The organism is Paracoccus sp. R12_2 (assembly GCF_017744015.1).
In the GTDB taxonomy this organism is placed as follows: Bacteria; Pseudomonadota; Alphaproteobacteria; order Rhodobacterales; family Rhodobacteraceae; genus Paracoccus.
In genome coordinates, this window is sequence record NZ_JAGHRA010000006.1 from 36221 (window position 1) to 55900 (window position 19680).

Here is a 19680-nt window from a genome sequence, read left to right on the forward strand (position 1 = left end):
CGACCTCACGCATTCTCATAGCTGCGATCGAACAGCGGCTTGGCCTTCTCGAAATCTGCCATCGAGCGGATGGTGATTTCCAGATCGCCGGTGCCGAAATGGCCGATGTTGCGCACGTCGCGGGTAAAGCCGTCTTCCAGCGTGATTGTGTCGGGGTCGACCTTGACGTGGACGATCAGCTTGCGCTCCTGGGTCTTGATCTCGACGCAGGCGAAATTCTTGATCCGCTTGAACGCGAAATAGAAGCGCAGCACCTTGAACTGCACATCATCCCCCAGCCCTTCGAGATGCTCCTTCACCGTATCGAAGAGGGCGCGCAACTCACCGTCTGCCTTGTCGAGATATTGCGAGACGGTGGTGTATTTCTGCTTTTGCCCGCCGTCCGTGCCGCCATTAACTTTATCCGTCGCGATCACGCCGTTCAGCGGAGCGGAGGCCGCGTTGACCTGTTCCAGCAGCAGCAGGTCATTATCGAACTTCATGTAGCGAATGAGCTCGATGTTGCGGTTCATCTGCTTGATGGCGTGCTCGTCATAGCGGGAAAAATCGCCGGCGATGCAGATCAGGCGCGGCGAAGACCATTCGACGGACTGCGCTGCCTTCTCGCCGAGTTTCTTCAAGACCAGCATCTCGAAATCGCCGCGGTGCGTCACCAGCCAGTCGAGATAGAACAGGCCCTGATTGATGACGTTCATGTTGGAGGAACGTTTGTATTCGATGATCACAGGGCAGGAGTTTTCATCGATGCCGAGCGTGTCCATCCGCCCGCCATGGTCGCGGCCGGTGGAGAATTCCGACGCAAGAAAGCGGACACCGAGAAAGGTCTCCAGGTTCTGCTCGATCAGCGTCTGCAGGGATTTTTCCAGCGCCAGCGACGTGCCATGCACCTCGCAGACATCCGTGCCGCCAATCCGGAAGAGTTTCAGATCGCTCATAGCTCTCCCCGGAACGCGCGCTGTGAGAGGGAGGCGAAGAGGTTTTCCGCTACGTTCAGATTCTCCTGAAGCTTATTTTTCAGTAAAATTCTCTTAGAATAGAATTTCGAAAATTGGGCTTGATCCTCTGGCTCGGCGATTGGAAGGAGGACAGACCTCAGTCTTTCTTTTCCGATGTTTGGCATCGATGCAGCCGATCCACCAGCTACTTTTCTCAAGCGTTCTCTTATTGATTCTTGGGTCAAGAGCATCCATAAATATGGGATTTCAATCCTACGGTCAGCTCTTGGCACGAGCCTGAATATCAAATCTGGCAAAGCCAGTTTTCCATGCACAGTATCAACAATAGCGGAGGCGCCCACTAATTGGTATGTGTTCTTTCTAGAAAAGAGAAGATCTCCTCTATTTATTAAGTTGCGCTCATCAATAGGGTAAGTTTCAAAAACTGCTTTGTTTTCTTCGGGCCTGAAATGAGTGGAAGAGATGGAGCTCACTTTCAAGATCCCGACTTCATTATCGGCAGCCGGCCTAGCTTCGCACTTCGGACTGTGGCCGCTATCAATCCTCTCCAAAAGCTCGCCAAGCGCTTCTTGTGGCAGTTCTCTAGGATTTGTTTCAGGATCACCGAACATGTCCAGAAACGCCGACTCGAGAAACTTGTCGGCGAGGGCGATGGCCTGCTGGCGTTTGCGGCGGATGGCATCGGCCTTGTCGAGGATCGCCGCAATCCGACGTTGTTCATCCAGGCTTATGTTCGGAACTTCGAGGTTCGCAATTTCCGAGGTGCGAATGGATGGGTAAGCATCATCTTTGATCAGATGCGATGGCGGGTTCTTTCTTAGCCAGTACGAAAGATAGTTAGGGTCGTATTTTCCAATTGGCGTAAGTGCGGCTAGGTGGCTCACGACATAAGCAGGTCGCTTAAGCCTGTAGACCCGGCCAAGTTTGGCGGACATGCCGCTTTTTGCAAAAAGAATCGTATTTTCCGGATATAGCCTAAGCCTTTTTTGCCGCGCGGTTTCTTCGCTGATCCGCTCGCAGTTTTCTTCGCCTGTGCCGGAGATCAGTCGTTCGAGACTACCGGCACGAATGAATGGCTCTCCCGAGTTAGAGAACTCATCGGGCTTGGGAGCTGGTTGCCCGGCTGAGACATCGACAACCTGGCCAAGGGGTATCACCGTCGTCATCCCAACATCCCCTCAAGGTCTGCGAGGTCCTTGGCGATGTCGTTATTCAGGATCTTCATTCGTTCCAAGATGACCTTCGGCGGGTCGTACTTCTGTTCCGCGTAGACGCGCTCCTTGTATTTGGAGAGCGAGAGGTCGAAATTCGCTTCGCGAATGTCATCGGCCGGAACGAAGAAGGCCTTCTGCTTGCGGTCCGTGTCCCGCTTCGGATCACGGTTGCGCCAAGCGGTGATGCAATCCGGCAGGTCATTTGCCTCGATCGGATCGCGCTTGTCATCCAGCGAGTAACCGTCCGCCTCCACATCGTAGAAGAAGACATCATCGGTACGTCCGCCCTTGGTGAAGACGAGGATGCCTGTGGACACACCCGCATAGGGCTTGAACACACCCGAGGGCAGCGAGATGACCGCCTCCAACTGGTTGTGGTCAACCAGCAACTTGCGCAGTGCCACATGGGCGGTGGACGAGCCGAAGAGCACCCCATCAGGCACAATGGTGGCCGAGCGCCCGCCGGTTTTCAGCATGCGCAGGATCAGAACCAGAAACAACAGTTCCGTCTTCTTCGTCTTCACCTGACGCAGAAGCCCGGCATGCACATCCTCGAAATCCAGCGAGCCCTTGAAGGGCGGATTGGCGAGGACAATGTCGAAGCCTTCGCTTGATGATTTGGGGAACTTCTCCGGGAAGCTGTTGCTCAGCGTGTCCTGGTAGTGGATGTCGGGATTATCAACGCCGTGCAGCATCATGTTCATCGCCGCGATGCGCAGCATGGTGGCGTCAAAATCGAAGCCGTGGAACATGTCGTTGCGGATATGGGTCCAATGATCCTCGAGCAGGTCGCCGGTGAAGGTCTTCTCGGTCTTGCCGGTGTCCGGATCGGTTTCCTCCATCACAGCCTCGGGCGAGGTGTGGTTTTCGAGAAGGTAGTTCATCGTCTCGACCAGAAAGCCACCGGTGCCACAAGACGGGTCGGAAATCACATCGGTGGGCTTGGGCTCCAGCATGTCCACCATAAGGCGGATGATGTGGCGCGGCGTGCGGAACTGGCCGTTGATGCCTGCCGTGGTCAACTTGCCGAGCAGGTATTCGTAGAGGTCGCCCTTGGTATCGCCAGCTGTGAGCGGCAGGTCGTTGATCATGTTGACCGCCTTCACCAGAAGGCTGGGCTTCTGGATCATCAGCTGCGCATCCTTCATGAACTCGGCGAAAGTGGTGCCGACGGACGCCTTGCGGAAATGCGGGAAGACCCTGTCGCGCACCAGCGGCAGCATCTCATCGGCACCCAGATGGCGGAACTGCGACCAGCGGAGTTCCTGTTCATCAGCATTGAACCGGCGCTTGAACTCCACGCCGCTGCGCTTCAGGCGGTTTTCGTCGCGGGCTTCGTTCACGTCGAGCAAGCGCACGAAGATCAGGAAGGTGATCTGCTCGATCACCGTCAGCGGATTGGTGATGCCGCCGGTCCAGAACTCGGTCCAGAGGGCATCGATCTTCTTTTTCAATTCGCCGGTTACCATTAGTGCAGCTTTCCTTGGGATGTATCGGCTCCGTCATCGCCTTTGGGCACCGGAGCGAAGAGATTGACGATTTTCATCAACTGGTCGATGTCATCGGGTTTTTCGAAGATGCCCTCGGGGCCATCGGCATCCACAACCGTGAATGGCTGGTCATAGAGGCGGTCGATGGTGATGAAACCGAATTTGATGATGTGGTTTTGCAGCAGCGCCAGGAAGCGTGTCTGCTTGGCGGTCAGTTCGGGATGGCCCAGCACGAAAGCCGAGAACTTTTCCTTCACGGCCTGTTCTTCGAGCCCGACCATCTTGCGGATGGTGATGTCGAGCGGCAGCGTCGTGGACGCAAAAAACTCTTCCAGCGCGTTGCGACTGACATCGGGGTTCTGGGTCAAGACCAGCGAGATTATTGCGTTGAGGTCCTCGGGCGTCACCGCCTCGCCTGCGCGGATTTTCTTCAACGTCGCATTGGTCTCGAAGTGTTTTTTCAGTTCAGCTTCTACGAGCTGCTCATAGGCAGCCATGTCCACGGTCTTGAGCGAAGCGCTGCGGCGCGAGGACTGCACGAGACCGGTGTCTTCAGTGATGTCGACGATCTTGGGGCCGTTGCCGCCAATCTTCTGTCGGTCGCGGTAGATCATGATGCTGCGCAGCGGCTCGCGCACGGCCTCAAGGTCCATCACGGTCACGCCGTTCCAGAAGGCATCGGACTTGGCCTTTTTGATCACCTCGGCCTGTTCCCGAACCGGGTTGAGATGCATCTGGAGCGAGCCCAGCCGGTCGAGGAAATCGATCTTGAGATCGGCGACCTCGGCAGACTGATGCAAGACCGCGATCTGGGCCTTGCACACAAGCAGATCGAACGCATGCGCCTCGGCCTTGCCCCTGATATCGCGCCATTGCATCAGCGGGGCGATGGTCTGGCGCAGCACCGATACTGTCCCAGGATCGAACCGTTTCAGGTTCTCAATCGAAGCAGTCGAGCGCTTCTCCCGCCACTTCTCCCGCACCGCGACGGTGTTTTCATCAAGCGCATTGATGTCGGCAGCGATCAACTGGATCACGTGATCGAAGACGGCAATCTCGCTCTTCTGCAGTGCCGTTTCAGCAAGCTGGATGCGCTGCTCGAAAAGCTGTTGGAGCAGTGATTTCGTAACCGTCGGCTCGGCAGGTTTGTAGCCCTCTTCGAAGCGTTTGAAGTTAGCCCAGTGGTCGAAGATCCGGAAGACGGTCTTGTCCTTTCCAGGGCCAAACAAATCGGTGCAAAGCCGTGTGCCGCGTCCAACCATCTGCCAGAACTTGACCGGCGAGCGCACTGGCTTTGCAAAGACGAGGTTCACGATCTCAGGAACATCGATGCCGGTATCGAGCATGTCCACCGAAAGGGCGATGGTGAGCTCGCTGTTGGTGCCCGTGCCCTTGAAATCGTCGATCAGGCTTTCAGCGCGTGGGTCATAGTTGTCGATCACCTGACAGAACTTTCCGCCATATTGCGGATACATCTCGTCGAACAGCCGGCTCATCAGCATGGCGTGTTCATGATTGCGCGCAAAGATGATCGTCTTGCCGATGGTCTGTCCGTTCGCATCTCGGATGCCGTTTTCCATCAGATTGCGAATGATCACACGGTTGGTGTCGCGATTGTAGATCGCCTTGTCGATCTGTTCTGAGGAGTAGTCATAGTCATTCGGGTCTTCGCCTTGGGCTTCCAGTTCCTCGATCTGCGTTTGGGTCAGCCCATCAAGTGTGATGCCGTCACGAAGGAACTGAGTGGTATGATCGATCACCTCAAAGGGAACAAGATGCTTCTCACCCACCGCCTCCTCCAGGTCGTAGCTGAAGGTCGGCAGCTTGCCCTCGCAATTGAAAAGGCCAAAGGTCGACCGTGTCACGAAATTGACCGGCGTCGCCGTCAACCCGACCTGGAGGCTGTCGAAATAGTGAAAGAGATCACCATAGATGTTGTAGATGCTGCGGTGGGACTCGTCAGCGATAATCAGATCGAAGAACCCCACATCGAACGACTGGTACACCTTGAGCATCGCCGGGTACGTCGAAATGAATATGCGCTCCGTGGCAGCGCCGTTGACACGAGAGTTGACCACCCGGATCGGCTCTGAATCGAGGAAGTCAGTGAAGGCGTTCTTCGCCTGTTTGCGGAGCTCCTTGCGGTCGCAAAGGAACAGCACCCGCTTTGCCCATCCGGCGCGGATCAGCAATTCGGCAAGAGCGATCGCAACACGCGTCTTGCCGGTACCTGTTGCCTGAACGATCAACGCCTTTCGATGCTTGTCGGTAAAGCGCTCAGATACGCGTTTGATCGCCTCAATCTGATACAAGCGATTGACGATCCGCTCTTGCGGTACCAGCGACTTAAGATCCTTGCGGCTCTTGCGCTGGAACTTGACCAGATACTGCAGACTGTCCTTGGAATAGTAGCCGAACACCTTTCTCGGCGGGTACCCGGCTGCATCGTCCCACATCCAGATGTCGTATCCGTTGGTGTAGAAAATGACCGGCCGCTGGCCAGACTTCTTCTCAAGCGCATCTGCGTACAGCACCGCTTGCTTTCGGCCGAGTTCCGGATCGACGGAGGTTTTCTTTGCCTCTATAACCGCCAGTGGCGAGCCGTCTGCGTCCAACAGGACATAGTCAACGAAGCCCTTTCCTGACGGTGTAGGTTGGCCATCGACCTCCATTTCCTTCACGACTTCATTCGTCGAGGTTTCTCCCGTCGCAACATTCCAACCGGCAGCCGCGATCAGGTTGTCAATGATGCGGGACCGAGTTGTCGCCTCATTGAACTCAAGGACGTCGGCGGTCTGCTGAGCGGATTTGGCGAGGCTTGCTAGTTCGTCAGCCTTTTTCTCGGCGGCTTCAACTTGCTCGCGGGACTTTTCTACCTCTGCCAGAAGCGCAGCGATCTGCTCTTCCTGAGCAGCTAGCTTTTGGAGGGTCTGCTTCTCTTGCTGAGTAAGCGGTTGCTGTTCCTTGCCGACGCTTTTGAGCTTTGGCTGCTCGAATGTCGGCAGCGTTTTGTGGTCGACCTGACAGTAGTTGATGATAGCCCACTTGCTGAGATCGTGAGCTTCCTTGAGCAACCACAGGGCGTCATTCCGGGAAACATCATCGCCATGTGCCGCCTTATTTCCGAATTTCCTGATGGCATGCAGCTTGTTCAGCACGACTTTCGGCACCACGGCTACAAAGGCGCTATTGGTGAGAAGATCGATTTGAGTCGGTCTAACCGGTTTGGGCAGATGAAGTGCGTGATAGATGTCCTTCACGAGGTTCTCTGCCAAAAGCCGGAGATTGAATATAGCACTCCGGGCATCGAGCATCACGTAGCTCTCGGCCCTCGCGCCAAGAACAGCAACCTCGGGCCAGTGGTTCTTTAGAAAGTCGAAATTGGAGGCCGTCATTTTGTCGCCTCCTTTACAGCGGCGTCGAAAGCCGACTTGTTCTCAATGATCACCGGGCATTCGCCTGGGTCGTCCATGAGATGCGCCACGTCTAACCGCAAACGCTTCTCAAAGTAGTACAGCATGGCCATCCGGGTGGAAACGGTAAGCCTTGCATCGCGCATGCCGTAGTCGGTTGCCACTACCTTCTTCTGCGAAGCGGACAGCGCGGGGTTGGGCACGAGGCGGATCTCGAAAGACTTGTTCCAATAGATATCGTCGTGCACCGATGCGGCAGATGCGCCAGGCTCACGGGAGCCAAGACACCTTGATAGCAGGAAGTCTTTGAATTTTTGATCGATGTGACAGTAGGCCCTCGTGTGCCAGCGAAGCCCATCAGTTACAAAGCTGTGGGGAGTGATACGGCGCCAGAGTGCATCTGGTTTGCCGGGGCTCATCGACTGATAATGGATTTCCACCGACTGATTGTTTGCAATGCACTCATTCAGGCGTTGCAGCACCAAAGGATCAATCAGCCGTTTCGGAATCCGTATACCTTCAGTCGGAAGCAGGACAGAAGTTTGGGAATCATCTGCTTCTCTCAGCAGGCCATGGAGGAAGACATCTGGCTTCAGCTCGATGAAGTGAGGCGCAAACTCCTTCGTCACAAAGTACCGCTTCTCGCTGTGATCGTATTTTATGTTTTGCGGGTATAGCGACTGGTAGGCTGCTATATCCTTGGAAGCTTGAGGTACCGAGATTCCAAAATGCGATGTGAGGTCGACACGGTTGAGGCTACCAAGCCAGAAGGCTTGGTACTCGATAAACTGGAACCTTTGTTCCGTCGCCCATTTCAGTTCGGTGGAAGCCATCGCTCGACTCGCGGTTGGGTATAATAAGTATTCGTATACAAAGTATCCGAACCGAGGTCAACCGACTTTGTTGAGGCCTGAATCGACGCCTTGCAGAACGTCAAACTGAGCAACGACCTGTGAGCAAGTCCATATTTTGGATCACTTTTTTCTGTTTTTGTTGCTAACCTTGGACTTCGGGGTTTGGCTTTTCCCTAGATAGCTCTCTTGTCAAGGTCGTTCCTTTACCCAACCGTCGCGCCAGCGTCTCAACGAAGCCTCCATACCGCTCCTTCCCCTTCGCCCTAGCCGCTGCGTAGGTGTCATCCGGCAAAGGGGGTGTCGTGGTCAGCCAGAAGCGGACGAACAGCGCCAGCGCCTCGGTCGTGATCTCCTGGTCGCGTTCCAGCCGCTCGAGCGACCTTGTCAGGCGGTCCAGCCTCCGGACGATCGCGGCCTCGCTCTGCTCGGCGCTGTCGGGTGAGAGGAACGACGCCAGGGCCGCTTCGATGATCTGGGTTTTGGGGACGCGCCGCCGAGCGGCCAGCGCGTCGATTTCATCGAAGAGGGCTGCGTCGACATAGGCGGTGATCTTGGCTTTCTTGATGTCGTCACCTCACAGTTCAATGCCGTCGTCGGGATCGAGGGCCGCTTGACGCGCGACGTTGCGGAAGCGGGTCTGCATGGCGCGAGCGCGTTGGGCCTCGTCGTCAGCATCGTCTTCGAGGGCCGCGAATTCCTCGCGCGGGAACGGCAGTTCGGGCGCCACATCCTCATGTTCTGGGATTTCAGGCTCTCGTCGGATGCCGCCATCTGTATCGTCAGCGGGCTTGTTCGTACCAGCTTCCTGAGGTGGCACTATCGGTTTAAGGCAACTCCAATCGTCGGATCCCGCAGGCCTGACGGGTGCAGATGCTTCGACGATAGGCGGCTTTTGGATTCTTGCCGTCAGTTGCGCATCGCGGAAGTACCGCACTTTTTGTGCCCGGATCGGGGCTGCGCCCGACACCAGGATGATTTCGTCGTCGGACGGTAGCTGCATGATCTCACCGGGGGTCAGCAAGGCGCGGGCAGTTTCCTGGCGCGAGACCATCAGATGCCCGAGCCAGGGTGACAGGCGATGGCCGGCATAGTTCTTCATCGCGCGCAGTTCGGTCGTGGTGCCGAGGGCGTCAGACAAGCGCTTGGCCGTGCGCTCGTCATTGGTCGCGAAGGCGACGCGGACATGGCAGTTGTCCAGGATGGCATTGTTCTGGCCATAGGCCTTTTCGATCTGGTTCAGCGACTGGGCGATCAGAAACGCCTTGAGACCGTAGCCCGCCATGAAGGCCAGTTGGCTTTCAAAGAAGTCGAGGCGCCCGAGGGCGGGGAACTCGTCGAGCATGAACAGAAGGCGGTGCTTGCGGTTGGTGTTGTGCAATTCTTCCGTCAGGCGGCGGCCGATCTGGTTCAGGATCAGCCGGACCAGCGGTTTCGTGCGGGAAATATCCGACGGGGGCACAACGAGGTAGAGTGTGAGCGGCCGCGCATCCGAGACCAGATCATCGATCCGCCAGTCGCAGCGCCGGGTCACGGCGGCGATCACGGGGTCGCGGTAGAGGCTGAGGAAGGACATGGCCGTGGAGAGAACACCGGAGCGTTCGTTCTCGGACTTGTTCAGCAGCTCGCGCACGGCTTGGGCGACAACGGGATGCGGGCGATCTCCGAGATGGGGCGTCCGCATCATCGCAGTCAGAGTGGCGACGATGGGACGCCGCGGATCGGACAGGAAGGCGGCGACGCCTGCCAGTGTCTTGTCCTTCTCGGCATAGAGGACATGCAGGATCGCGCCGACCAGAAGGGAATGGCTGGTCTTCTCCCAATGGTTTCGTCGCTCGAGCTGGCCTTCGGGATCGACGAGGATATCCGCGATGTTTTGCACGTCCCGCACTTCGCGCTCCCCGCGGCGGACCTCGAGCAGCGGATTGTAGGCGGCGCTGGCCCCGTTGGTCGGATCGAAGAGCAGGACGCGCCCGAACCGCGCCCGCCATCCGGACGTCAGCTGCCAGTTCTCGCCCTTGATGTCGTGGACAATCGCGGAGCCGGGCCAGGTCAGCAGGCTTGGGATCACCAGGCCGACGCCCTTGCCGGAACGGGTGGGCGCGAAGCACAGCACATGTTCCGGTCCGTCATGCCGGAGATAGCGCTTGTCGAGACGGCCCAGCACGACCCCGTCGTCTGCGAACAGCCCAGCGACGGTGATATCCTTGGGGCTTGCCCATCTGGCAGATCCATAGGTGGTCACGTCGCTCGCCTCACGCGCCCGCAAGACGGACAGCAAGATCGCGACGGCAATGGCGCCGATCCCGCCTGCGCCGGCGATCGCGGCTCCTTCCATGAAGACGCGGGGCGCGTAGGCGTCGTACCAGTACCACCAGGTGAAGACCTGCCACGGGCGATAGATCGGCAGGCCGAACAGGGTGGTGAGAGGCGCGCCAAGCTGGGGTTGGAACCCGAGACGAAACGCGACCCATTGCGTCGCTGCCCAGACAAAGAGCAGCGCCACGATGCTGACGAGGATGATCTGGCCCCAGAGGATCTTGGTGGCCGATGACGTGTCCTGACGGCTCATGGTGATGTCCTTTCTGCTCAGAGGCTCAGCCCGCGCTTGCGCCCGAGGCTCCAATCGATCCCTCCGCCGGGCGCCATCGTGCCTGTGACGGTCTGGCCGAGATGGCGTTCGAGTTGCGGGGTCCAGGGGACGAGCGAGAAGCCGAGACCATCGTCGATCATGGCGAAGCGGCCCGATGCGAGATCGAGGCGTTGGCGAAACGTCCCTGCGACGGGCTCGCCCTCGGTCGGCTTGTAACGGGGGAGGCCGGTTTGGGTGCTCAGTTCTTGTGCAATCGCGTCCAGTTCGCGGTTGCGCAGGGTGGCCAGCAGATCGCGGGCAAAGGTGACCCGCTGACCTTGCCGTCGGGCGAGGCCTTCGGCGACAAGGTGGTCCGAGCGGCGTTCCAATGCCTGGCGAACCTCTGCGCCAAATCCGGCACCGCTCAGCGGTGCGCGGTCTCGGGCAAGATGCAGGCGGTCGAGCCAGGTGGCGCCATCCGCCTCGATCTGGGCGGTCAGCGACAGATCGGATCGACCGACAAGAGACAGTTGCGGTGTCCCGTCCGTCTTCCTCGTCCAGAGCCGGGTTTCGACAATGCCAGCTTGCGGCGTGTCGCCAGTCGCATCGAGATCCCGGAAGCGCAGGTGATGAACGCGACCGTCAACGCCGTCGATGATCGCGTAGCCGGTCCCGGCGTGGTCGTCATGAAAGCCGCGTTCCACGAGCCGCCCGAGGATCGGCGCGGTGGGCGTGCCTTCGATGGCGAAATCACCCGCTGCGCGGTCGCGGTCAGCGCCCATGGCCCGGTGCATCCGTTTGATGATGTCGCTGCGCATCCCGAGCTCACGCAGAGTGTCTTCGGCAGTCGGCTTCAACTCCCAGACGGCAGGGGCGATTTGTTCGGCCAGACCGAACCTCTCCAGTGCCTGGACGCGCCCGATCATCAAGCGGCGCAGCTCCGGATCGCGGGGCTCCGGCGTGCCGCGCCGCAGGTCGGCGACGCCGGCATGATCGTCCGCCAGGGATCGCAGGCCGCGGTCGAGATCGGTCCAGCGCTCCGCCGTGACCTGCGTTTCCAGGGCTTGGGAAATCTCGCGCGCGCTGCGCGGGCCCAGCTCCAGTTGCACGAGGTCTTCCGCGCGCGCCCTAAACCCCCGGCTGATGTAGTCGCGCGAGATCACCAGGTCGCGCCCATCGTCGGCCTTTCCGCGCACCAGGATGTGCATATGCGGGTTGTCGGTGTTCCAGTGATCGACGGCGACCCAGTCGAGCGAGGTGCCGAGATCCCGTTCGGCACGGGCCATCAAATCCCGGGTGAAGGCGCGCAGATCTTCGAGGTCACCCGCGTCTTCCGGCGAGACGATGAACCGGAAATGATGCCGGTCGTCCTCACAGCGCGCCGCAAATCCGCCCCGGTCGAGGTCATCGCGTTCAGACCCGAACAAGTCTGCGTCGCGCCCGTCCTGACCGACGCCATCGCGCTGCAGGTAGCCGAGATGCTTGGCCATGGGCGCGGAACGAAAGCGCTTGCCCTGGTGGCGCACGACGCGTGCATTGACTATGACGCGCCGAGATGTGCGGGACATGTTCAGCGCTGCTCTCTGAAAGCGCCCACGTCCGAATGATCCGGAAGTCGATTGAGATTGCTCGGCTCCGAAACGATAACCAGTCTGACCGGACTTGCGGGCAGCGCGCATTACCTCACTGACAAAGCGTGTAGGTTGCTTCGAGGTCCTGCCGCCGTCGCGGATACGCCCGGGTCGGATACGAAGGTCGTCGTCGCGCCCGGTCATGGTCGTGCACGCTCGCAGAGCATGATGCCGCACAAAGAATATCGTAAAATCAGCTTTTTAGATGAAGTCCTGCGGCATGCAGCTTGGATGTGCCGCGCAAATCCTCGCAGAGAAACAACAGCTTGAGGTCCGCTTGCGGCACCTCTTTTATCTTGCGCTCTTTCTGTTGAGACCCTGCGCGTCGACCCTCTCCGGCACATTCCTGCGACCCGGCTTTCCAGACCTCGCTTTGGTGCGATTCCGCGGATCATGGCGTTCGCCCCCGGCTGATAGGCACGAAGATGCGGTACTGAGATGCGTCAGACGCAATCCGTTGGGCGTCTTCGCCGGGGGTCTGACCCTCCTCGGCCATTGCTGCGAACAGCGGGGCGTCGCGCCAGTCCTGCGTCCTCTGCGGGTTGTTCACGGCCCGCGCGACGTCGGTTCCATCGGCGATGAGTGGCGCGAGGATGGCGAGGTAATTGCGGGTTTCACGCGGCAGGGCGCCCCCGGTGTCTAGGTGGTCCTGGTAGCGCGCAGGTCCGGCATTATAGGCCGCGAGAAAGCCGGGCGACCCGAACCGGTCGTACATCTGCCGTAGATAGGCGGTACCGGCCAGGATGTTGTCGCGTGGATCGAAGGGGTCATCGCCAAGCCGGTGGGCTGCGCGCAATTCGGCCCAGGTGCCGGGCATGATCTGCATAAGCCCCATGGCGCCTGCGTGGCTGACCGCGCGGGGATTACCGGCGCTTTCAGCCTCAATAACGGCAAGGATCCAGTGCTCTGGGAGGCCGAACCTGCGCGCGGCTTCTGCGATATAGATGTCGATTGCTTGCTGCTCAGATGCAGGAACACTGCGGTCCTGAGCGATCACGGCGGACGGTGTCAAGGTCATCGGCATGCAGAGGATAACTACAAGCGCGGTCGTGACGGCCGCGTGCCGACGCCTGTGCCCGCGTTCAAGACTACGCATCTGCTGCCCCCCCAAATGTCCAAAGAGGGATGGCACGCCCGAGGATCGTATCCGCTGACAAGGGCCCGAAATAGCGTCCATCGAGGCTGTCGGCGACACCAGCAAGGAGCAGGAAGACCTCGTCCGAGGCGAGCGTGACACATCCCGTCCAACGGGGAAGCGGGCGGCCCTGTTGGTCAGCCGATGCTGCCTCGGCAACAACGGTGCCACTGATGGCGATATCGAGACCATCGCGACAGACGGTCATGCTGGAGACGGCCGCGATGCGTTTCAACAGCAAGGTATCCGCACCGACATAGTCGCGCTCAACCACCCAGGATGACAGGTCTTCCGGCAGGCGCACGGCAACGAGATCGCCCAGCGATGGCGGGTTTGACGCTCGAACAACGTAAAGTCCGACCGGCACGCTTGCCGAGGTATTCCAGATCAATCGCGGTGCGTGGTCGATCTGTGCGACTGCGAGCAAACCGAGGGACAAACCGGCCGCGAGAAGGGGAGGGGCCGCCGCGCTCATGTCGTCACCATGCGACGCTTGAGCCAGGCCGCGTGCCGGGCAGGAGTGTAGGGCCGGGGCTCCAATGCAGCGGTCAGGCGGTTGTGGACGTGCCGCCAATGATCGGGGCAGACATCTTCCGGAGCGATGCCATAGCTTTCCACGATATCGATGGACCGAAGCGCCGCCTCGACCTTGGGCCAGCCGGAGAGGCGCAGCAAAAGCTCTCCGCCCGGTGTCACACAGGGCACCGTAGAGCGGGGCTCGCCTGCATCGACGGCGCGCAGAATGTCGATCCGGCTTTCAACAGTGCCGTGGTCGTTCGACGACCAGCGGACGAGCGCGAAGATTGCGCCGGTGGTGAAGGCCACGCGTTTTTCTGTACGCGTCAGGATGGTTTCCTCGGCAATCCGGCCGAAACGGATCCAGCGCTCGATAAGCCCTTCGATCCAGGTGAGGTGGACAAGTGTCTGCATCGGCTCAGCGCCCCCGCCGCAGATAGGCCGGCGAAACGGCTGCATGGCGTTTGGCAGGCAGGACGCGGTCCTCGGTCTCGTCCGAGGTGGAGGTCTTCTCGCCCTTGGTGACCCAGGCTTGCAGATCGTCGACCGCGTAGACGACACGTCCGCCGATTTTCGAATAGCGCGGGCCGGTCCCGTAGGTGCGGTGTTTTTCCAGCGTACGGCCAGACAGGCCGAGAAATCGGGCGGCTTCCGGGGTTCTGAGGTAGCGGGGCGGGAGTCCTTCGTTGGGGTCGGGCATTTGAGCATCTCCGGTGGCTAGGCCTAGCGACGGCGCGTCGCGGGCTGTCGGAGGTCATCAAAACGGAAGAGCGCCATGGGAAGGGATGACGAAGATCGCGGCGCGAAAACGTCACCCCCAAAGGCCAACAGGATCAGGGCTGATGGGGGTTCGATATTCCGGGACTGAGCGGTGATCACTTGCGCGGCTTGGAGTGCCCCGTCGGTCCTTTGCCGAGAAGGAGAAAGCGATAGCCTTTGGTGGTCAGATGCGTGCCATGGGCCGACAGTCGGGTGATCTGGGCCTTGAGGGAGCTGGTTTTCCAATGCTCGCGCGACACAGCCTCGGCGCCGAACAAATGCCCCGCGATTGTCTGGTAGCTGGCACGATCCCGGCGCGCGTCGAGCGTGCGCAATGCAAGCGTGATGCGCCGCCGCTGCTGCGACGTCAGGGGCGGAGGGGATCGTTTGTGATGAAGCAGTTGCGCGCGGAGTGACTCGAGCGAATTGATCCGTGCCGTCCAATGCTCGTCCAGCGGCACCAGGATGCCGAGGGGCCGGTGCAGGTTCTTTGCATCCAGCACGAGCAACGCGCCTGTTGCGAGGCGCACATACATCAAGCCGTCCCGCGTTCCGATGACGGTCAGATCATCTGCATCGATGTGCGGCGCGGCGGTGTCGCCGCCGGGGACCGGCACAGCATACCCGACCGCTGCCGGGGCGATTGAAGGCGTCCAGAACACGGGTGCTTTTGGTGCGTCGATGTCCGGATCAACCGGGAAATCGCAACCCCCATGCAGCCGGTGATCTCAATCCATCCCGCATCAGCGGGTAGGTGGCGCGATAGTCTGAATTGCGGCGCAGGCATTCCCAAGCCAGCCCGGACAGGTCGAGGCTGTCGAAATGCCGATACGCCGCTTCGTCTTGCCAATCCCTGGTCATGGCGAAGCTCCGCATCAGAGGTTTCGATGGGGAAAAAGTATAGCCGGGAGGCGCAAGAAAACGACGACGCGAAGGGTCAACTTGCGCAACCTGCGCGGGTGTTTGCCGATGGGAGCCAGATTACGCGGAGTTCAGCCAGTACGACCCTCCAACAGCTTGCGATAGCCGTGTTCGGTCATCCAGCGCGCACGGGCGAGGTGGCTGTCATAGATTTTTCGGGCACGCTCCGGTTCCTTGTCCGCATCGATGCCGAACAGGATCTGGCTGACTTCCTGCAGGCTTGCACCGCTTTCAGCAGCGTCGAACAGGCGCAAGTACAGCGTCATGTGTGCATGGTCATAGTCGGTCAGGTCATCGCTTTGCGGTGCGAGATCAGCGATCGGCGTGGTGCCGGTGGCAGACATGATTCCCCCTCGCCGTTGGGCGTTAAGGTCCATAACAGCACATCAGATTGCATGTGCAAGGTCGGATCACGGTCAGTCAGGTTGCAGATGAGTATTATAATACGTCGCACCAAAATACGCGATAGGCTTTTTAGCTGCGGATGGACATCCGCGTTGTTTTTGCAAGTAATCTCAAGCACTACCGCCAAGCACGCGGGCTGACGCAGGCCGCATTGGCGGCGGCGATGGATGTCGACCGCGCCCATGTCAGTGCAATGGAGCGCGGCCAGCAGAACGTCACCTTGCAGACTCTTCAACGGGTCGCGGCGCATTTGGATGTAGCTCCAGCACAGCTGATCGAAGAACGCGCCGAAGGCGATGTGCGTTCCTGAAAACCGTGATCGATCGTCTGGGCGGTCAGCTGTTCGGGCGAAACTTGTGAGGTCGGGGCAGGGCATTGGTTGGTTTCATCGCGGCGTGCAGGCTGCTTCTCGATACCGATCAATCCGCTATTCAGCACTGAGTTCGGTCAGCTTCTGGCCAAGGCGGCGCTGCATCAGATCATCGCCGGGCGTGATCTCCATCAGTCGCTTAAGCGCCGCGATGGCCCAGCCCCGCCGGTCGATACGTGTGCTGGCGGTCATCAGGTGATCTATCGCTTCGTCGATATCTAACGGGCTGGGTTCATACCCACGGCCCGCCAGAAGATGCCTGATGGCATGCAGAGCGACATCGGCGGAGAAGGCCGGTTCCTTGATTGCGAAATCGCGGGCAGCGCGGATGAGCGTCGCCGGGGCCGCCTCATGATCGGCAGCGCAGTCTAGGGCGATGTCGAAATACGTCGCGGTCTTGGCCGCGGCGAACCATTTGCCCTTGCGCCCATGGAGCGCGATGAGGTCTTCCAGCAATGCACGGGCATCCCGGTCAGGGTAGCGTTTGACCAGATCGCGCCACATCGCCAGCCATGTGTTCCCGTTGGCAGTGGGCAGGCCGAACCGGCGATAGGCCTCGTCCGCCTTGCCTTGGCGTACCAGAATCGCTTCGCAGAACCGGCAGATGTCGTGATGGCCCCATGTCTGGCGATCCCCTTGCAGAAGGGCGTCGGCATAGGCGAGCGCGTCATCCTCGCGGCCCTGTCGAAGCAGGGCTTCGGCGCCGAACTTGTCATCGAACCACAGCCGGGTCTTCTTGACCGCGAGGAGCGCCAACAAGTCATCATACCGTTCGGCCTCGAGCAGGCAGGACAGCGTGAGCGTCGCGGTGCTGACATGGGAATACCGCTCCCAATCCGACCAGGCTTGATGGACCAGGTCGAGGTCCCGGTCAGCATGCAGAGTCATGAGCGCGGGATACACGGCGATCTCGCCGAACCGCTCCGAGATCGGGGCGAGGTAGTCGACGCCATCGTTCTCGATCGCCGCGCGCAGCTGCTCCAGCCATTTTGCGCGCGTCTTTTCATCGGCAGGGGCGGCGATCAGGATCGGCACAAGGTCGTCAAGTGTCCGGCGCACGGCGGTACCAAGTGCGCCCGAGGAGGTGTCGATATGCTCAAACGCGGGCCAGATCCGCGCGGCCAGTGCGACCACGCCGTCCGCCGCCGTGACAGGATCCGCACGATTGACGGCCCGGATTTCCGCGCTGGCCGATTTCAACCGCTCGATCGCCTTGGCGGAGCCGCGCCATCCGAAAGCGCTCGCTCGCATGCCGGGTTTGAAGGCCCATTTGTGGACAGGTTTGCGCGTCATTCTGCTACCGCCCGCGCGCTTTGCTGCGCGTGATCCAGTCGGCTCCGGCATAGGTTACGGCGTGGATATGCACTTCGCGGGCATCATCGTCGACGGTGAAGGCGATCACGGCCTTGCGGCCTGCAGGAATGGCGCGCAGCCCGGGAGCGATCTCGTCCCGGCGGCTGCCTTTGTGTGGCAAGTCGGTAAGGCTGGCGATGGTGGCCTCGATCTCGTCCAGCCGGCGCGCGGCGGATTGAGGGCCGGCATAGTCGATCAGCCAGCGCGTGATCGCGTCGAGATCCTCCGCGACCGCCGGATGGAACCGGATGCTACAGCTCACGCCCCACGCGCAGCCTGCAGCCGTGCCCGCGCGGCGGCAAACGCGTCCTCGGCCGGGACATAATCGGCGCGCGGTGTGTCGAGCCGCGCCCGGATTTCTTCGGCCATCGCCCCAAGGGCCAACTCGCGCTCCTCTTCATCGCGCATCATCTGCTCCAGCGCCGCCGCCACAGCCGCGCTTTGCGAGGCGAAGACGCCTTGGCCCACCTTGTCGGTCAGGAACCGATGGTGACGGTCGGTGAAGCTGAGGGTTGTCTTGACGGTCATGCTTGCCTCTAGGGTATGACTTAGTCATATAGACGACGGGACGATCCTGAGCAAGTCAGCGCAAAGCCGGTGAAGCAGAAACGCCATGCCACATGCAGACAATCGCAGTACATAGCGACAATCTTTGAACTAATTGGCCAGAATTAAGCAAGTGAAGCGTTTCAGGTGTTCCAACAGTTTTAGCTCTGTTGTGCTGCCTATGAAGTCGCCACAAGCCCGCCATAGACTCTTGAGACTTCCCGATCCCATGCTCGATTAAACCAAGTGACATGTCGGCTGACTTGTCCTCTGATTTCTGGGGAGCCCATCACGTCAGCAGCCTTGTAAGCATAGCGCAGAAAATTCCGGCGCTTCCCCAAATGGGTATAGCGAGCAAGGCTCTCGCGTTTGAAAACTTCCGCCGATGGAATGTCCTTGCTTTTCGCCGCGATCAACTTTGCATGAATACCGCGCCGCATCTTGCCTCTGTAGGCGTCTATCGAAGAAGCGCGTATAAGGGTTTTCTGCCCATCGAAGGTGAACCCGAGATACTGGATCGGGGTTGACGATGCCAGTAAGCCCCCCTTGAAGTCGGCGGTGTCGGTCTTGTCTACGGACATTGCGAGCCCAAAGTCAGCCAACATCTTTTCGACCACCGCGACGACGTGTCGAACCTTCGCGCCGAGGGGCAGGATCACCGCTATGTCATCGGAGTATCGACGGTAGGAGCCGCCAAGGTTTGACACCCACGCGATCATTTCGCGGTCGAAAGTCCGAAGATAGATGTTCGCATAGAGTCCCGAAATTGGAGTTCCTTGTGGAATGCCGAATGTTTGGCTGTGGGTGCGAACAAGTCCATCCTTTCGGCCACGGACATGTTCCGCAAAGTCGGCAGGCGAGCAGACTCGCCCGTGCCCGTTTCTCTTTCGGCCAAGCAGCTTGTCCAAGTCCTCGGTTTCAACCCACGAATACCGGGTAACGTTCTTCCATACCGTGCCGTGGTGCCCTTCCAGCCGGGTCGCTCCGAGCAGGCCCGCTATCTCATCGCGAAGAAGCGTATGGTCTAGGCAGTCGAAGAAGCCGGAAATGTCCATCGCGAACACAGTGCAGTCACGGCGTGCCCTGATCTCATCAAACAATGACTTGGCATGATGAATGTTCGTGCCACCTCCTCGGCGATAGGCAAGGACCGAGCGCGAGGTTTCGTCCTCTGCCAGTGCCTTCTCGTAGAAGGCGTTCAATTGGCCGGCATAGGCTTGGAGATAAGCCGCGTCGCTGTGACTTGCGAAGCGGATCGGGCGCGGCTTTAGCTTCTCTTCCCGCACGAAGTTTCCATCGGCATCCCGTTTCCATGTTCCATCCTCGTTTTTCACGCGAATGTAGCGCCTTGCTTGGTCAATGAATCCGAGGAGGGGCAGAAATCTGTGTGGCTCGCGCTCCTGAGAAAAATCGAAGACCTGTTCGCGGTCAGTCAACGGTAGGTCGAAATGCTTATACCGCCGCTCTTTTGAAAGGACAGGAAGGATGAAATCTTCGGTCGAGGGATCAAACTCGTCTTCGGATGACAGGTAAAACCCGGGCATAGCG

The 19680-nt window shown here is 59.5% G+C and carries 20 protein-coding genes; 1 reads left to right on the forward strand and 19 read right to left on the reverse strand.

What is annotated here, in order from left to right:
• Nucleotides 1-5: 5 nt before the first annotated feature.
• From J7359_RS09010 to J7359_RS09080, 15 genes are all read right to left on the reverse strand, one after another.
• Nucleotides 6-935: a DUF5655 domain-containing protein gene (locus J7359_RS09010; RefSeq protein ID WP_209056311.1), complete on the reverse strand. Its 930-nt coding sequence runs from the start codon at nt 933-935 to the stop codon at nt 6-8.
• Nucleotides 932-2122 (reverse strand): restriction endonuclease subunit S, encoded by a 1191-nt coding sequence (locus tag J7359_RS09015; RefSeq protein WP_209056312.1) that lies wholly within the window; start codon nt 2120-2122, stop codon nt 932-934. Before J7359_RS09015 ends, J7359_RS09010 begins: the two co-directional genes overlap by 4 nt.
• A complete protein-coding gene (locus J7359_RS09020) occupies nt 2119-3639 on the reverse strand; it encodes a class I SAM-dependent DNA methyltransferase (protein ID WP_209056313.1) in 1521 nt (506 codons plus the stop codon). Before J7359_RS09020 ends, J7359_RS09015 begins: the two co-directional genes overlap by 4 nt.
• Nucleotides 3639-7055 (reverse strand): DEAD/DEAH box helicase family protein, encoded by a 3417-nt coding sequence (locus J7359_RS09025; RefSeq protein ID WP_209056314.1) that lies wholly within the window; start codon nt 7053-7055, stop codon nt 3639-3641. The genes J7359_RS09020 and J7359_RS09025 overlap by 1 nt, the downstream gene beginning before the upstream one ends.
• On the reverse strand, nt 7052-7906 hold the full coding sequence (locus J7359_RS09030) for a WYL domain-containing protein (RefSeq protein ID WP_209056315.1): 855 nt from the start codon (nt 7904-7906) through the stop codon (nt 7052-7054). The genes J7359_RS09025 and J7359_RS09030 overlap by 4 nt, the downstream gene beginning before the upstream one ends.
• A 163-nt stretch (nt 7907-8069) precedes the next feature.
• Entirely contained in the window at nt 8070-8492 is a 423-nt protein-coding gene (locus tag J7359_RS09035; protein ID WP_209056469.1) for a ribbon-helix-helix protein, CopG family, read from the reverse strand.
• Between the two features lie 9 nt (nt 8493-8501).
• Complete coding sequence (locus J7359_RS09040) at nt 8502-10496, reverse strand: conjugal transfer protein TraG (protein ID WP_209056316.1); 1995 nt, start codon at nt 10494-10496, stop codon at nt 8502-8504.
• Nucleotides 10497-10513: 17 nt separating this feature from the next.
• Nucleotides 10514-11986: a DUF3363 domain-containing protein gene (locus J7359_RS09045; RefSeq protein ID WP_348524361.1), complete on the reverse strand. Its 1473-nt coding sequence runs from the start codon at nt 11984-11986 to the stop codon at nt 10514-10516.
• 532 nt (nt 11987-12518) lie between these two features.
• Nucleotides 12519-13151 carry a lytic transglycosylase domain-containing protein gene (locus J7359_RS09050; RefSeq protein WP_247740290.1) on the reverse strand — a complete coding sequence of 211 codons (633 nt, stop codon included), beginning with the start codon at nt 13149-13151 and terminating at the stop codon, nt 12519-12521.
• Nucleotides 13152-13215: 64 nt separating this feature from the next.
• A complete protein-coding gene (locus tag J7359_RS09055) occupies nt 13216-13737 on the reverse strand; it encodes a S26 family signal peptidase (protein ID WP_209056319.1) in 522 nt (173 codons plus the stop codon).
• Nucleotides 13734-14192, reverse strand: a complete 459-nt coding sequence (locus J7359_RS09060; RefSeq protein WP_247740291.1) for a DUF2840 domain-containing protein — start codon at nt 14190-14192, stop codon at nt 13734-13736. Before J7359_RS09060 ends, J7359_RS09055 begins: the two co-directional genes overlap by 4 nt.
• A gap of 4 nt (nt 14193-14196) precedes the next feature.
• On the reverse strand, nt 14197-14478 hold the full coding sequence (locus J7359_RS09065; protein ID WP_209056321.1) for a helix-turn-helix domain-containing protein: 282 nt from the start codon (nt 14476-14478) through the stop codon (nt 14197-14199).
• A gap of 175 nt (nt 14479-14653) precedes the next feature.
• The gene (locus J7359_RS09070; protein ID WP_209056322.1) at nt 14654-15199 is read right to left on the reverse strand and encodes a DUF2285 domain-containing protein; all 546 of its coding nucleotides are present in this window, start codon (nt 15197-15199) and stop codon (nt 14654-14656) included.
• Nucleotides 15200-15227: 28 nt separating this feature from the next.
• A complete protein-coding gene (locus J7359_RS09075; RefSeq protein ID WP_209056323.1) occupies nt 15228-15398 on the reverse strand; it encodes a DUF6499 domain-containing protein in 171 nt (56 codons plus the stop codon).
• Nucleotides 15399-15529: 131 nt separating this feature from the next.
• Entirely contained in the window at nt 15530-15802 is a 273-nt protein-coding gene (locus J7359_RS09080) for a DUF2285 domain-containing protein (RefSeq protein ID WP_209056324.1), read from the reverse strand.
• Nucleotides 15803-15942: 140 nt separating this feature from the next.
• Between J7359_RS09080 and J7359_RS09085 the strand changes: the two genes are divergently transcribed.
• Complete coding sequence (locus J7359_RS09085) at nt 15943-16173, forward strand: helix-turn-helix transcriptional regulator (RefSeq protein ID WP_209056325.1); 231 nt, start codon at nt 15943-15945, stop codon at nt 16171-16173.
• Nucleotides 16174-16290: 117 nt separating this feature from the next.
• Here the strand turns inward: J7359_RS09085 and J7359_RS09090 are convergent, their stop codons facing one another.
• The 4 genes from J7359_RS09090 to drt2 form a co-directional block, all read right to left on the reverse strand.
• Nucleotides 16291-17526 (reverse strand): hypothetical protein, encoded by a 1236-nt coding sequence (locus tag J7359_RS09090; RefSeq protein ID WP_209056326.1) that lies wholly within the window; start codon nt 17524-17526, stop codon nt 16291-16293.
• Nucleotides 17527-17530: 4 nt separating this feature from the next.
• Nucleotides 17531-17848 carry a type II toxin-antitoxin system RelE/ParE family toxin gene (locus tag J7359_RS09095; RefSeq protein WP_209056327.1) on the reverse strand — a complete coding sequence of 106 codons (318 nt, stop codon included), beginning with the start codon at nt 17846-17848 and terminating at the stop codon, nt 17531-17533.
• The gene (locus tag J7359_RS09100) at nt 17845-18114 is read right to left on the reverse strand and encodes a hypothetical protein (RefSeq protein WP_209056328.1); all 270 of its coding nucleotides are present in this window, start codon (nt 18112-18114) and stop codon (nt 17845-17847) included. The genes J7359_RS09095 and J7359_RS09100 overlap by 4 nt, the downstream gene beginning before the upstream one ends.
• A gap of 197 nt (nt 18115-18311) precedes the next feature.
• The gene (gene drt2, locus J7359_RS09105; protein ID WP_209056329.1) at nt 18312-19676 is read right to left on the reverse strand and encodes an antiviral reverse transcriptase Drt2; all 1365 of its coding nucleotides are present in this window, start codon (nt 19674-19676) and stop codon (nt 18312-18314) included.
• Between the last annotated feature and the right edge of the window lie 4 nt (nt 19677-19680).